At 62.8% G+C, this 12,881-nt stretch carries 15 protein-coding genes and 1 pseudogene; 1 reads left to right on the top strand and 15 read right to left on the bottom strand.

Features of this window, described 5'->3' with window-relative positions:
* Nucleotides 1-34 precede the first annotated feature (34 nt).
* On the top strand, nucleotides 35-622 hold the full coding sequence (locus tag OS190_RS08905) for a hypothetical protein (protein WP_267158345.1): 588 nt from the start codon (nucleotides 35-37) through the stop codon (nucleotides 620-622).
* On the opposite strand, the gene OS190_RS08900 is transcribed toward OS190_RS08905, so the two are convergent.
* The 15 genes and pseudogenes from OS190_RS08900 to OS190_RS08830 all read right to left on the bottom strand — a co-directional run.
* Nucleotides 619-888 (bottom strand): DUF7220 family protein, encoded by a 270-nt coding sequence (locus OS190_RS08900; RefSeq protein WP_267158344.1) that lies wholly within the window; start codon nucleotides 886-888, stop codon nucleotides 619-621. The two genes, OS190_RS08905 and OS190_RS08900, sit on opposite strands and share 4 nt — an antisense overlap.
* Nucleotides 885-1,367, bottom strand: coding sequence for a hypothetical protein (locus OS190_RS08895; RefSeq protein ID WP_267158829.1), 483 nt, complete (start codon nucleotides 1,365-1,367; stop codon nucleotides 885-887). Before OS190_RS08895 ends, OS190_RS08900 begins: the two co-directional genes overlap by 4 nt.
* 205 nt (nucleotides 1,368-1,572) lie before the next feature.
* Nucleotides 1,573-2,073: pseudogene (locus OS190_RS08890) on the bottom strand (DNA cytosine methyltransferase); the annotation flags it as partial.
* A gap of 4 nt (nucleotides 2,074-2,077) precedes the next feature.
* The gene (locus OS190_RS08885; protein WP_267158343.1) at nucleotides 2,078-3,331 is read right to left on the bottom strand and encodes a site-specific DNA-methyltransferase; all 1,254 of its coding nucleotides are present in this window, start codon (nucleotides 3,329-3,331) and stop codon (nucleotides 2,078-2,080) included.
* A 425-nt stretch (nucleotides 3,332-3,756) separates the two neighbouring features.
* A complete protein-coding gene (locus OS190_RS08880) occupies nucleotides 3,757-4,947 on the bottom strand; it encodes a DUF3800 domain-containing protein (protein ID WP_267158342.1) in 1,191 nt (396 codons plus the stop codon).
* Nucleotides 4,948-4,963: 16 nt separating this feature from the next.
* Nucleotides 4,964-5,386 carry a DUF6362 family protein gene (locus tag OS190_RS08875; protein WP_267158341.1) on the bottom strand — a complete coding sequence of 141 codons (423 nt, stop codon included), beginning with the start codon at nucleotides 5,384-5,386 and terminating at the stop codon, nucleotides 4,964-4,966.
* Entirely contained in the window at nucleotides 5,379-5,582 is a 204-nt protein-coding gene (locus OS190_RS08870) for a hypothetical protein (protein WP_502212083.1), read from the bottom strand. The genes OS190_RS08875 and OS190_RS08870 overlap by 8 nt, the downstream gene beginning before the upstream one ends.
* Nucleotides 5,579-6,097 (bottom strand): crossover junction endodeoxyribonuclease RuvC, encoded by a 519-nt coding sequence (locus OS190_RS08865; protein WP_267158340.1) that lies wholly within the window; start codon nucleotides 6,095-6,097, stop codon nucleotides 5,579-5,581. Before OS190_RS08865 ends, OS190_RS08870 begins: the two co-directional genes overlap by 4 nt.
* A gap of 321 nt (nucleotides 6,098-6,418) precedes the next feature.
* Entirely contained in the window at nucleotides 6,419-8,785 is a 2,367-nt protein-coding gene (locus OS190_RS08860) for an AAA family ATPase (protein WP_267158339.1), read from the bottom strand.
* Nucleotides 8,782-9,540, bottom strand: a complete 759-nt coding sequence (locus OS190_RS08855) for a hypothetical protein (RefSeq protein WP_267158338.1) — start codon at nucleotides 9,538-9,540, stop codon at nucleotides 8,782-8,784. Before OS190_RS08855 ends, OS190_RS08860 begins: the two co-directional genes overlap by 4 nt.
* On the bottom strand, nucleotides 9,540-9,746 hold the full coding sequence (locus tag OS190_RS08850) for a DUF6511 domain-containing protein (protein ID WP_267158337.1): 207 nt from the start codon (nucleotides 9,744-9,746) through the stop codon (nucleotides 9,540-9,542). Before OS190_RS08850 ends, OS190_RS08855 begins: the two co-directional genes overlap by 1 nt.
* On the bottom strand, nucleotides 9,739-10,002 hold the full coding sequence (locus OS190_RS08845; RefSeq protein WP_267158336.1) for a hypothetical protein: 264 nt from the start codon (nucleotides 10,000-10,002) through the stop codon (nucleotides 9,739-9,741). The genes OS190_RS08850 and OS190_RS08845 overlap by 8 nt, the downstream gene beginning before the upstream one ends.
* Nucleotides 9,999-11,696, bottom strand: a complete 1,698-nt coding sequence (locus tag OS190_RS08840) for a DEAD/DEAH box helicase (RefSeq protein ID WP_267158335.1) — start codon at nucleotides 11,694-11,696, stop codon at nucleotides 9,999-10,001. Before OS190_RS08840 ends, OS190_RS08845 begins: the two co-directional genes overlap by 4 nt.
* A gap of 12 nt (nucleotides 11,697-11,708) precedes the next feature.
* Nucleotides 11,709-12,332 carry a hypothetical protein gene (locus OS190_RS08835; RefSeq protein ID WP_267158334.1) on the bottom strand — a complete coding sequence of 208 codons (624 nt, stop codon included), beginning with the start codon at nucleotides 12,330-12,332 and terminating at the stop codon, nucleotides 11,709-11,711.
* 19 nt (nucleotides 12,333-12,351) lie between these two features.
* Nucleotides 12,352-12,881 (bottom strand): ATP-binding protein (locus tag OS190_RS08830; protein ID WP_267158333.1); only part of this gene is annotated, 530 nt, incomplete at its 5' end.

Genomic DNA, 12,881 nt, shown 5'->3' with positions numbered 1-12,881 from the left:
TACCTCTTGACGAATCCTGTCGTCAGGCTGCAAGATGCGTGCATCAACCATCTTGAAAGGTGCGCGCATGGTCGACTCGATCACAGTTCGACTGGATTCCAATCTGGCATCCCGTCTCGGCGAATTCTTAACCCAAAACCCCAGTCTATCAGCTGCATCGGTGGCCGTTCGTGCCTTGGATGATTTTCTCCCGAAGGCACCCAAGGTCGTATCGACAAAACCGTCTAAGCCGGGCGGTGGACAGGATGAAGTAACAGGCCGCGAAGGCTATGAGTTCGGCATCTCGGCTGGCCGGGCACTCGCGAGTCAAATTGGCGAGCTCATCAGCCCTGTGGCAACCGAGCTCAAATTACCAGACGGCCGTCCAGCCACCCTGCGTACGGCAAAGGGGCGCAACACCCAGTGGGGATGTCTCAACACGCTCCTCGAACGGGTCGATGTCGTTCTTTGTGCTTTCACTCCGGATGGGATCAACTTCGATGTCTGGGAGGTAGATGCCAAGGTCTGGGCGCGCGAAGCCAGAAACGCGTCTCCCGGCCACAAGCTTCACAACAAACTCACGCTGCTAGGAAAGTCGGGCGTTGAGAAGTTCGGAAAACCCTTCGGCAGTTACTCCATCTAGTTGGTTGTTCGTTCGGGCGATCGTAGAGCGCTTAAGTCCGCGCTACAGGCTTTTCGCATCCGGATCGCCTCGAACACCCGCCGCAGGGCGAAGGATCGGGCGATGCTCACAATGGTGAAGATCGCCCCCATTTTCAGGTTCTGCGCCAGCGTCGTGTGAAGCCCGAAGGTCGGGAAGATCAGGATCTGCGTCAGAACCGCAACGCCATAGCCCACCGCCACGTTGGCGATGGACTCGGCAAGCGACATCAGGCGGGACTGCTTCATACCGCCGCTTCATCCATCGGCCAGCAATTCAGCCGCGAGAGTTCGAAGCGCATGCGCCGCAACCAAGGGGACCACGCCGTTGCCACAGAGGCGAAGCCGGTCCACCCGGTGGGCCAGCCCATCAGCGCCTCGACGAACAGCGGGTTCAAGGTCCGGCGCGGCTCGGAGGTATCGCTCCCAGCCGTCGGCGTCACCAGGACCTGGCGGCCAAGCAGGCCGTTCACCGGGGTGTTTGCCAATGTCGTCGCGCCATCCTTGTGGTCGCGCGCCGTCGGCGTCATCCATAACTGGCTGGCGCTGGTCAGGTCGGCCGATTTGCGATTGCCCGCGCTCGGCTTGTTGCCGTCCGTCGCCATCGGCGTCGGCCAGTCCCGGGCCATGCCATCCAGACCCTTCTCGTGTTTCCGGGCACCGCCCCGGCTGCGAAAGCTGTCCGTCTGCGGCGTCGGCCACATCGCGGCCGAGGTCGCCAGATTCATCCCGTGCTTGCCCGCTGACTGTGACGGGGTCGGTTTTGTCTGCCGGTTCTCGTTGGCACTCGCCCGTGGCGTTGGCCAGAGCCGCAGCATCTCCGTCCGGTTCCCACCGCTCGAGCGGGTCCCGGAGCAGGCGCGCGGGGTCGGCCAACTCGTCGCCTTCGCGAGTGGCGAGGATGAAGAGCCGCTCGCGCTTGTGGGGCGCGCCGACTTCCGCCGCCGTGAAGAGGCCCGCCGCAAGGCGGTAGCCCATGCCGACCAGCCCTCCGGCGACTTCGGGAAATCCGAGGCGGAGATGATGGGCGACGTTCTCGAGGAACACGAAGGGCGGCTCGACCTCACCGATGATGCGGGCGACATGGGGCCAGAGATGGCGCGGGTCGTCCGCCCCCCGGCGCTTACCCGCGACGGAGAATGGCTGGCACGGATAGCCCGCAGTGAGGATGTCCACCGCGCCGCGCCATGGGCGACCGTCGAAGCTGGCAACGTCGTCCCAGACAGGTGCCGGATCCAGGGCCGCCTCTTCCATCCGTGCCACGAGAATGGCCGCGGCATAGGTTTCCCGTTCGACATGGCCCACAGTTCGATATCCGGGCACGGCGATGGTGAGCCCGAGGTCGAGCCCGCCTGCGCCGGAACAGAGTGAGAGGCCGAACAGGTCTCCGGCTCCGAAATCGCGTCCGGAGGGATGTAAAGCCAGGTCATGCATCGCCTCAGCGTGGATTGGCCGTGAGATCGGCGAAGGTCTGGCCGATCCCGTCCAGCACGGCCACTTGGCCGGTGAACTGCTGCCAGCGCTGCACGGCGACATCGACATAGGCCGGGTTGAGTTCGATCCCGAGGCACACGCGGCCCGTGGTTTCCGCCGCGATCAGCGTGGTGCCCGATCCCATGAAGGGCTCGTAGACCGCCTGTCCGGGGCTGGAATTGTTCAGAATCGGCCTGCGCATACATTCAACGGGTTTCTGGGTCCCGTGCACGGTTTCCGCGTCCTGATCCTTGTTTGCGATCTGCCAGAGCGTTGTTTGTTTGCGGTCACCGGCCCAATGGCCCTTGCCGGTCTTTTTCACGCCATAAAGGCACGGCTCGTGCTGCCAGTGATAATCGCCGCGGCTCAGCACCAGGCGGTCTTTTGCCCAGATGATCTGCGACCGGATGTTGAAGCCTGAGGCAATCAGGCTGTCGGCGACCGTGGTCGCATGCAGCGCACCGTGCCAGACATAGGCTACGTCGCCCGGGAACAACGCCCAAGCCTCGCGCCAGTCTGCGCGGTCATCGTTCAGCACCTTGCCCGTGCGCTTGGTCGCGGCTGCCCCTGCTTTGTTGCGCCAGCCGGGATCGTATTCGACGCCATAGGGCGGATCGGTCACCATCAGGAGCGGTTTCACATCACCCAGCAGACGCTCGACGTCGGTGGCCACTGTCGCGTCGCCGCAGAGCAGCCGATGTTTGCCCAGCACCCATAAATCGCCGGGTTGGCTGATCGGGGTCTCGGGGGCCTCTGGAACATCGTCCTCGCCGTCGCGGGACGCGGTTTCAGGATCGACCTCTCCGGCCAACAGCGCCTCTAGTTCAGCGTCATCGAACCCGATGAGCGACAGGTCGTAGTCCTCGGTCAGCAACTCGTTGAGCTCCGCCGACAGCAGCTCTGCATCCCAGGTCCCGAGTTCCGTCAGCTTGTTGTCCGCGATGCGATAGGCCCGCCGCTGCGCCTCGGTCAGATGCCCAAGCACGATCACCGGCGCATCGGTCAATCCAAGCTGGGTCGCCGCCAGTACCCGGCCATGGCCCGCGATCAACTCGCCGTCCTCGGCCACAAGGCAGGGAACGGTCCAGCCGAATTCGGCCATGCTGGCGGCGATCTTCGCAACCTGGTCTGCGCCATGCGCCTTCGCGTTTTTCGCATAAGGCTGGAGCTTGGCCAGCGGCCAGGTCTCGATCGCGTCCGGGGCAAAGCTCAGGGTCATGCTGGTCGGTTCGCCTCAATGGGGTGGATCCTTGGACACCGGCAACCAGCCTGGACTCCGCAAAGGGTCCAGCGGCAACCGAGGTTTTCGGCTCCAAGAGTTTGTTTTGTTGTTGTTTTCAGAAGATCGCGGGTGGATGCCAGCTGGGGTGGCTTCCCAAAAAAACGGCCCTGTCGCTGGCGATATTGCGCGCTTCGCCCGCCCGTATACTTTTGGGGCCAGGAAGGACCCGCGAATTCAGTGGGTTAGCGCGCTGGATGCCAGCTGGACCCTTGGTTGGCCCCCGGGGTCCAGCCACGCAGTCCGTCCCGCGCGCACTTCTCTCGAGTATATCTATATTGATAGCGAAATTACGGTGATCTGTCTCGCCTTGCGATGTCTCGCAAGAAATTGTCTCACGAAGCAGAATAGTATTGACAAACGGCTCAGTCGCCAGTCGGCGACACTAGCTTAATCGGACCACGCTGATACGGCATCAGACCATCTTCTTCATACTTAGCGAGTAGATGTTGTCGCAGTTGCTCCTGTTGTTCACGCAGACTTCGACCTGCCTCCATCGCCTCGGCGGGGATGTCTTTCTCCATGATATCCCGGAGCTTCTCTTCGACTTGGTCGCCGACGCCTTGGAACGAGAAATCCTGCTGATAGCCCTTCTTGAAAACGTAGCTAAGGATGGCGGCCGATCCGATGGGGATATCCTTTCCCGAGAGAAACTGCCGAAACAGCCAAAGCGTCAGATCTGCGACCTGTATCCCAGCACTATCGTCGGAGCTGGAAACCTCGAATGTCGATCCAGGTACCTTACGCATTACCATCTTCTCACCTGGCAGGTGGATGGGCTCGCCCGAAGCGTTTGAAAACATCCGGTGCCATTCTTCGAGGGAGCCTTCGAATTGCGATTGTCGGTCGTGGACGATCTTTCTGAGCGGGCGGTTCCAGCGCTTTGAAAATCCCTCGAGGCCATCGAGAAGCCCCACAAACCCAACCATATTCGGCATGTGCCCATTTTTTGCCTGACGTCCAGCGATGAAAATATCAAGTGCTTCCGGGTGGTCGCGAGACCACAACAAGGTTTCCGTGACAACATCTCTCGACCTTTGGTCAGCAAGCAAATGCACATTCTCAAGGATGGCGTCGCAGATGCCGGGGATTTTCGCGCGCGCCTGTTTCTCGTTGCGGGCCATCAACATTGACCAGAACTCGCGTGCGATCTCTTCGGTAAGGATCGTCGCAACCTTGAAGCACAGGGTCAGCTTCAGCACCCTTACGTTGTAGGCATTCCAGTTCGCCGCAGGATTTTCACCGGAGTCGAAAAAGGTGTCATAAAGCTTGGTGGCGACCAGATATCGCTTCACCACTCTCGAAACAAAGAATCTTGCGTCGACCTTCTTCAGGAGATTGAGGAGGTCGGGGGCAATCTTCTCAATCGGGCCGAAGCCGAGGACCGAGGCATGAAGGGATCCGATGCCATGTTTCCGGCAGAGGGCACTGAGCGACTTCTTTTGAAGCACATCGAAGTTAGATTTGGTGATGAGCGCTCCAGTGAAAAAATCCGGCTGCGCTGCATCAAATATGTTGGACCCAGTATTCCCGGTTTCGTCAACAAATGCGAACAAATCTATCTTCCCGTGCTCAACCAGCTTCTCGCACGATATAGTCGATTGATCTTTTAGTTGGCACCCTTTTCCCGTTCAGCTTCCAAACCATGATCGCAATGCCGTACTGCCACCTGCGGTTCGCGGTTGCCCGGCTGATCCCCATCTGCCAACAAATCGGCTTCCACGCCGTTCGTTCGGCGCGCAGCCAGACGATCCTGGCATCGTCCCGCTCCAGCCAGCGCAGCCAAAGCAATGCCTCCTCGGCTTCAGAAATCTGGCGCGGACCCGGTCGGGGGCGGCGCATCTGCGGCTCCTGACCGACCTTGTCCGCGAAGCTGTGGAAATACTCGGGCCATGCGTTGAAGAAGCCCTGCGGCATGACGCCGGGCAAGGTGCGGAAGACGTCGGCCGCGCTTTCCAGCCGATCCTCGACGCGCGCTGTGGTCCATTCAGTCATGGCGCGCCTCCTGGTCTCGTTTGCCGTAAAGACGTTCGCCAAGCTGGCGGACCAACTCGCGCTCGGGCCAAGTGAGGCGATTGTCATCGACGGAGACAGCCAGAACGCCTTGTTCCTTCCAGCCATCCTTCTTGACCTGATCGGGGCTGCGGCGAGTTCCCCCAAAGCCTCGAGGGGCGAAGCTCATGCGGTTCATGCCACGCCTCCTTCAGTGTCGACCGCCCAGTGCAGGATCGCGAGCGCGTCAGCTTCATTGTCATCGGCCGGGCTGAAGCCACGCGTCCGGGCGGCGGCGATCATGGCGTCCTTGTTGGCGTTGCCCTTGCCGGTGGCGTGGCGCTTGATGGTACCGACAGGAACGCCCTGGTAAGGCACGCCGCGCAGCTCGGCCCATGCGGTCAGGGTGGCCATCAGACCGCCATAGACGTGGGCCGCATCCGTGCCCGCGTGGCGACGGACCTCTTCGAACCAGATGGCAGCGATAGGACCGGACAGACGCTCCAACTCAGCCAGCCAGTTCGTGAAGCGCAAGTACCGCATGCCCCCGCCATCGAAGCGGCCGTTGCGAAACGATGCCGTTTCGCTGGTGATGAGGCCGTCCGAGGACCGTAGCGCCCAGCCCGTTGTGGTCCCGAGATCCAGGGCCAGGATGGTCCCCGGCAAAGCTACCGTCTGGTGTTCGCACACGGGTTCAATTTGCCTGTTCGACATTGTCATCTCCATTGCTGCTCGAAAGGTGAAGGGTGCGCGACGATCTTGCCCGCGCGCAGATACCCCACGACGTATGGGATGGGGCCAAACCTGCTGGTTGGCCCCCCATACGTAGTATGGGGGCTTTCATTGTTCGTCCTCCAATTAGCGCAAGACACTGAATTTATTTGGGTTTCGAGGACAAACAGAGGTCGTACAAGAGGACGAACATGTTCGACCTCTTTTTGCTCCAAGTGATTGATTTCATTGGAGTGAGGACGAACAACGGCGGAGGACAAACATGTTTGTCCTGAGGTCGAACAGAGGACGTACAAGCCAAAATCAGGCATTTTCTTCCTCCCGGACCGACCAATCGGAAGGATCTTCGAGGTCCATGCACTGCCCGTTGGAGGGCGATTTATAGTGGCTCGGGACGACCGGAATGACGCTGTCCAGGACCTCTCCGGTCTCCGGATCGACCCGGCCCTTGCGGCCGAAAACCATACCTTCGGCACAGAGGTAGCCGAAGCGCGACCGGACCACGGAGTGGCCGAATTTCGTGCCGTCGCGCAGGAAACGGATGTCGCCTTTGGTCGCCAGCACATTGATGCGGTCGCGGATGGTGAACTGGCTGCCAAGGCCGCACTGGTTCTCGAACGCCTCGCGAAACTGGGTCGAGGTGTAGAGTTTGCCCTCGGCCGCCTCATCGATCAGGATCGACAGGATGACATCGCGCTTGCGATCGCGTTCGGCATCGTGTTTCGCGCCAACGACCTGACGGACGAGGCGTTCGTTCATTGGGTTGATCTCGACCCACTGGCCGCCAACCTTGTCGATCAGCTTGGGCGGCAGCGCGGGTCCGTTCCGAAGCTCGATCTCAAGCTTGCGCTGCGAGCAATCCTCATCGGGGCGGTGCAGGATCAGGCCGGAGGTATAGAACCCGCGCAGCGCGCTGGCGCCGGAGAGTGCGAGGAAGGGATCGTCCTTCACCTGCTGCTTGCTGAGCTTCTTGGTGTGGTGGATCAGGATGACACCGCAGTCGGGGTCGATATGGTCGCGCAGGACCTCCACCCGCTCTTTGAGGAAGAACATCATGGCGGTGTTGTCGTTCTCGCCGCCGCCATCGGGCCCGCCGTCAAACAGGTTACGGATCGGGTCGACGCAGAGGATGTCTGGCGGCGCATCAGGGAAAGCCGTCTGGACAGCGCGCGCCACGCGCACACTGCCCTCGTTGTCGAGCAGCATCTTCAGCTTTGGCGTCGCGACGAAGGTGTCGCGCGCGGCCGTCAGAACCTCTGGCGGCAGGGCAATTTGCTTCAGCCGCTCGCGCAGGTAGTGATACTGGATTTCCGCCTGCAGATAGAAAATGCGCAGCGGACGTGGCGGGGTGAAGCCGAGGAACGGCACGCCCGCGGCCATGTGGACGAGCCAGGAAATCAGCAGATCGCTCTTGCCAACCTTGGGCGCGCCACCCAGCACCAGCAGCCCCCCTGGCGTCAGCACGCGCAGCGCAATGATGTCCTGCGGCATGGGGCTCTGGTCGTCCAGCAACGCGCCGAGCGTAAAGGCGGGCATCTCGACCGGCCCCGGTGCGCCGGAATCCAGCCGGATCAGCGGCGGTCCGTATTTCTCTACATGCCGCTCCCAGAGCCGCTCGGATTCGCGCTTGAGCCGTTCGACCGGCCACTGGGGCCGCAACATCGCGGCGTTGTAGCCACAGATGCCTTCCCAGCCCTCGTCCTTTGTCATCCGTCCCTCGTGGACCATACGGATGAAATGCCCGATCGCGGCGGATGCCCCTTCGAAGCGGGACCAATCGTCCTGCGCGCCCTCGCGCACCGGTGTCATCAGCACATCGTCGATGGCGGGCTTGTCCGGATGGGTGAACTCGGGCTGCAGCGACACGCCCGGTGCGGGCGGCATGTCAGTGACCGCTTCGATGAACTCGGCCAGATCACGCTCGCGGTCGGCGTTCAGCTCGACAATCCGCACCTGCGTCTTGAGGCTGTTCTTATAATAGACGCTGCCTGCCACCCGGATCGGCTGGTGTGCGGAGCGGAAATGCATGTCCCCACCGACCTTGGCCGCGATGTCGCCGCGCAGACGGCAGACGCGCGCTATGTCTTCACCCTCGGCAGGCTCGGTCAGCGCCCACCAGACATGGGCTTTCCGCTGACCCTCCGGTGTCACACCGCCACTTTCCACTACTATGGTCGGCGACCCAAGGTGACGCTCCAGATGGGCGCGCTTGGCAGCGATATCGCCGGTGTCGAGATCGACCACCACGGTCTGCATCTGCAAGATTTCGGCGGCCTTGGCTTGCCCGGGTGCCGCGACTGTGCCGGGGATCACATAGACCGCCGCGCCCTCACGCGAGGCCCACGTGGCGAAAGTCGCCATCTTCTCCGGCGCGGCCTGATCGGCATCGAGCCAGATGTTATGCGGACGACCATCAATGCCCTGGCCCTTGTCAATGAAGCTGCGGACCGGAATCAGCCCGTCGCAATAGCCGAAGACGACCTCCATGAATTGGGCGATCTGCGCAGGGTCCGGCTCGTCCCCGAACACGTCGATTTGCGGAGCGGCGTCGTTGAAGTCACGCCACGGATTGAAATGGACGATGTTTTCCTTGGGCGTATCTGGCGTTGTTTCGTCGCGCATGGGTGTATCCTGTTCGGAATCTGATGGATCGGTGGGCTCATCGGTCATGTGGCCAGCTCCCAGCACCGCTCGGCATGGGCGCAGAACCTGCATTCGAAGAAATCCCGGTTGGCGGCGATGCGCGGAAGCAACTCGCCCGCGTCGGTGGCCTGCAGGATCCGCACCGCGCGGTCGGACATGCGCTGCGCAAGATCGGCATCGAAGGGCACGAGCTCGTGATGCAGCTCAGCGGTGTCCTTGTTGATCGCCGTGAAGAGCGCCGGTGCCGCAGAAATCCCCGGCACCGAGGGCTCCATATAGGCCTGATAGATCGCGATCTGCGCGGCATAGACGGGCTTGGAGACCGTCACGCCGTCCTTGACGCAGGCGCGCCAGTTCTTGGCGTGCATGGTCTTGCATTCCCACAGCGCGGGCACGCGCATGCCAACTGCCGCCGGGGCGTCGGCGATGATCCCGTCGACATGGCCCCGGATGCGACCACCCGCGACGGAGAATCCAAACTGGCCGCCATCGCGTTTTTGGGTGACCAGATCGATCCCGGCCGCGCGCAGCCAGCGGATCGCCAGATCCTCGAGCTGGTGACCGATGGCGAAGATCCGCAGCGTCTGGCCGCCGAAATCCGCACCCTCATCCTTTGGCGCACCCGCGAACTCGAACTGCAGCGCGCGTTCGCAGGTATGCCCAAGGCGGGAAGCGCCGAGATAGGTCCGGGGCGGTGTGGCCTCGCGTTCGGCAATGAGGGCTGCGTCGACCAGCGCGTTGATCCGCTCGGCCGTGGAGGGCCGGTGATTGAAGTCCAGCATCAGAACGGCACCTCCTGTGTCTGGGCCCGCGCGATGTCGGACATGGCCTCGCGGAAGCCCTCGACGGCCTCTTCGATCAGGGCGCGCACCTGTGCTTCGGTCAGATCCGCGAAGGCGGTCTGCCAGCCGATCTCGTCCATCAGCATGGCGATGCGTTTCATGGTGGCGGTGACAGCGGCGCGTTCTTCTTCGGTCAGATCAACCATGGCAAAACGCTCCCGCGCCAAACGCGTCCAGAAGCCTTGGCAGGGCATCGAGCAGAACCAGACCGATGGCCGGGGCCGCCCCGTGCGCGGACGCGCACATTTCGATGATCGTGGCGGCGAAGCCGCCGGGCGGACCGGATCGCGCCAGCCAAAACCACGCGTGGGTTGCCGGCAGACAGCACAGAGCGTTCCACGCGGATGCCAGAGACGCCGCCGCTCCTCGGCCGCGATGGACTTTGATTTGGTCATGGGTCATGCCGCCCTCCGTTCGGGACCAGCCACCGCATTTACGGCTGCATGGATGGCGCGCTTGTTGAAACCGAAGGTCATCAGCGCCGAGGCGCGATAGCGCGTCAGGCCGAAGTCGTGGCGACACTCGGGCGGCAGGTATTTCAATTGCTTGTCGGTCGGTGGCTGGCGGAGCCATCCGCGCGTCTTGAAGGCGCTTTCATCGCTCTCGTGGGTGTTGAGCCAGTCGTCGGCCTGCGCGAGGCAGACGGTGCGTTCGCCGACGCCCAACAAGCGTGGCCGCTCGCCCTTGGCCCCGCCGATTGCATACCAGACCCCGTCCATCCAGAAGATGCCGCCCCAGGCCGTAAAGCCCGTGGCCATCAGCGCGTCGTCCGTGCCGAAGAGATCGACCCATGCGAAACTGGACCGTTTCAGCAGATCGATCTCGGTCATGACGAAGCCCGAGAGCGGCGCTGCGTCCGCGCCTGTTTCGCCCTCATCCTGCAGGAACACCTCGCCGCAGAGCGGGCATTCGGTGGCGGCGAGCGGGATCTCTGCCGCGCAGGCCGGGCAAGTTTTCGTCGGGGCTTCGCCGGTGCCGATCTTGCCATCCAGATCGACATCCTGTTCCAGCGTGCCGTGGATCAGGCTCGACGTCCCGAAATCCAGTACAACGCAGTCGGTCTTGACGATGCCGGGGTGTTCCTCGGGATCGACCGTGCGCAACCCGCGCCCGACCATCTGGATCATGGTGGATTTGTAGGAACTGGGCCGCAGCAGCACGACGCAAGACGTGGGTGGGTGATCCCAGCCCTCCGTCAGCACGGCGACGTTCACGATGACGCGGATGACGCCTGCCGCATAGTCGGCGAGGATGGCCTTGCGGGCCTCGGTCGCCAAGTCGCCGTGGATCAGCGCGGCCGTGATCCCCGCGGCGCGGAACGCCTCGGTCACATGGTCCGCGTGGGCGACGGTGGAACAGAAGACGACGGTCTGCCGGTCGCCTGCCTTCTCACGCCAGTGGCGGATCACCTCGTCGGTGACAGGAGCGCGGTCCATGATGTCCGCCACCTCGGTCATGTCGAAATCCGCACTGGTCTTGCGGACGGATTTCAATTCCTCCTGAACGCCAACATCGATGACAAATGTGCGCGGCGGCACGAGGTGACCAGACGCGATCAACTCGCCCAAACCCACCTGGTCAGCGACATTGTCGAAGACCTCGCGCAGACCCTTGCGGTCGCCCCGGGTCGGCGTTGCCGTCACCCCGAACACCCTCGCGTCGGGATTGAGGTCACGCACCCGGTCGATGATGCGACGGTAGCTGTCCGCCACCGCGTGATGCGCCTCGTCGATCACGAGCAGATCAAGGCGTGGCATGTCGGCGAGGTTCGGCGCCCGCGCCAATGTGGGCACCATGGCGAAGGTGACGTCGCCGCCCCAGGATTTTTCGGTGGCGTCGATCACGGATGTCGACATCTCTGGCACCACGCGGTGGAACTTGGCGCGGTTCTGCGCGGTCAACTCGTCGCGATGGGCCAGAACACAGGCCTTGGCCCCCAAACCATCAGACATGGCGCCGATCATCTCGCCGGTAACCGCCGAGAGCATGATGGTCTTGCCCGCGCCGGTGGGTGCCACACCCAGCGTGTTGCCGTGTTGGCCGAGCGCAGCAACACTGCGCTCGACGAAGGTTTTCTGGCGGGGACGTAGGCGCATGACCGATCCTCCTTACTGGGCCCAGCTCGGCCGCCCGGGGGCACCGGGGCTGGCTGCTGGCGGATTTGACGATGGAGCGGCGGGTGCATTCTGCTGCGGGGCGTTCCCTGGTCCGGCGCTACCGCTGAACTGCATGGGCGCCGTTCCCATGACCTGCGCATAATCGCGATGGTCAGGCGTGACCGCGCTACGGATCTCGTTCTTGTCGTCACCGCTTGCATCGGTGCCGATATCGATACGCGCAATGAACTCAATCCCGTCGAGATCGGCAAACCCACCGATCCGCCGCGCCGCCTGCGCCTCGGCCGACATGTCCTTGTCGGAAATCCCCCGCGCCGAGTTCAGCATGCCGCGCACCAGGCTGCGGCCCATGTTGGTCCAGTCTGGCCCTTTGGGGCTGTAGAGTCCGATCAGGGTGAAGATCTTGCGCCGGGCGTATTGCCCCTCGGTCACGGTGAACTCGCCGTTCAGGTAGACAGCACCGGTCGAGCCGCGCGTGGCATAGCCGCCGGTCCAGCCTTGCGAGGCGTCGTCGAACCCGCCGGGGCGGATGGTCAGGCGCACCTTGGCCAGCGTGCCCTTCGGGATGAGGTTGGTGTTGCTCTGCGCGTCGTTGAAATCGTTCCAGGAACCCATGAGGAACCTCCTTCTATTTTCAGGATTGCGGTTGGGATTGGTCGGCACCGGCCGGATCGGCAGGTGGTGGGGCGTAGGTCAGCCGGTCTGTTGCGGGGGCTGCCGGTGTCCGGATCTTCGCCATCAGGCGGCCGAGATGGGGTTCTTCGAGTTGGTCCAGGCGACCGGAGCGATCCTTCGCCGGGAAGCTCCACGGGTTGATCGTCTGGCAGACAAAGGCGCGATACGGATCGCCGCCATCGGACTTCAGTTCCGCCATGGTGATCACTTCATCGACGATCCCCGGCAGCTCGAGCCCGGTCTTGGAGCCGTCGATCTGCGGCTGGAACACCTTGCGATTGAAGTCGTCGAGCTTCTCGTCAAGGATCCCGACGAACCAGACGTTCTTGGCCCGCGTGTGCTGCAGATGGGTCAGCCAACCGATCATTTCGCGGCCATGCAGCCCGTAGGCACCGCGCACATCCGGCTTGCCAGTCTTCTCCGACAGCGCCTCGGGCTGGCCCTTGCACCACCCAAAGCACAGCCGCCCCGCCACAGTGATCGAGTCCA

The sequence above is a fragment of the Sulfitobacter sp. F26204 genome (assembly GCF_026410305.1).
Lineage (GTDB): Bacteria > Pseudomonadota > Alphaproteobacteria > Rhodobacterales > Rhodobacteraceae > Sulfitobacter.
This window is presented reverse-complemented; position numbering and strand designations above follow the sequence as displayed.

Coding starts and splice junctions, on each gene's coding strand:
- OS190_RS08845 (WP_267158336.1), bottom strand. CDS start 10,002: ATGACCCATGACCAAATCAAAGTCCATCGCGGCCGAGGAGCGGCGGCG.
- OS190_RS08865 (WP_267158340.1), bottom strand. CDS start 6,097: ATGTCGAACAGGCAAATTGAACCCGTGTGCGAACACCAGACGGTAGCT.
- OS190_RS08855 (WP_267158338.1), bottom strand. CDS start 9,540: ATGCTGGACTTCAATCACCGGCCCTCCACGGCCGAGCGGATCAACGCG.
- OS190_RS08860 (WP_267158339.1), bottom strand. CDS start 8,785: ATGACCGATGAGCCCACCGATCCATCAGATTCCGAACAGGATACACCC.
- OS190_RS08870 (WP_502212083.1), bottom strand. CDS start 5,582: ATGAACCGCATGAGCTTCGCCCCTCGAGGCTTTGGGGGAACTCGCCGC.
- OS190_RS08875 (WP_267158341.1), bottom strand. CDS start 5,386: ATGACTGAATGGACCACAGCGCGCGTCGAGGATCGGCTGGAAAGCGCG.
- OS190_RS08840 (WP_267158335.1), bottom strand. CDS start 11,696: ATGCGCCTACGTCCCCGCCAGAAAACCTTCGTCGAGCGCAGTGTTGCT.
- OS190_RS08835 (WP_267158334.1), bottom strand. CDS start 12,332: ATGGGTTCCTGGAACGATTTCAACGACGCGCAGAGCAACACCAACCTC.
- OS190_RS08905 (WP_267158345.1), top strand. CDS start 35: ATGCGTGCATCAACCATCTTGAAAGGTGCGCGCATGGTCGACTCGATC.
- OS190_RS08900 (WP_267158344.1), bottom strand. CDS start 888: ATGAAGCAGTCCCGCCTGATGTCGCTTGCCGAGTCCATCGCCAACGTG.
- OS190_RS08885 (WP_267158343.1), bottom strand. CDS start 3,331: ATGACCCTGAGCTTTGCCCCGGACGCGATCGAGACCTGGCCGCTGGCC.
- OS190_RS08850 (WP_267158337.1), bottom strand. CDS start 9,746: ATGGTTGATCTGACCGAAGAAGAACGCGCCGCTGTCACCGCCACCATG.
- OS190_RS08895 (WP_267158829.1), bottom strand. CDS start 1,367: ATGAATCTGGCGACCTCGGCCGCGATGTGGCCGACGCCGCAGACGGAC.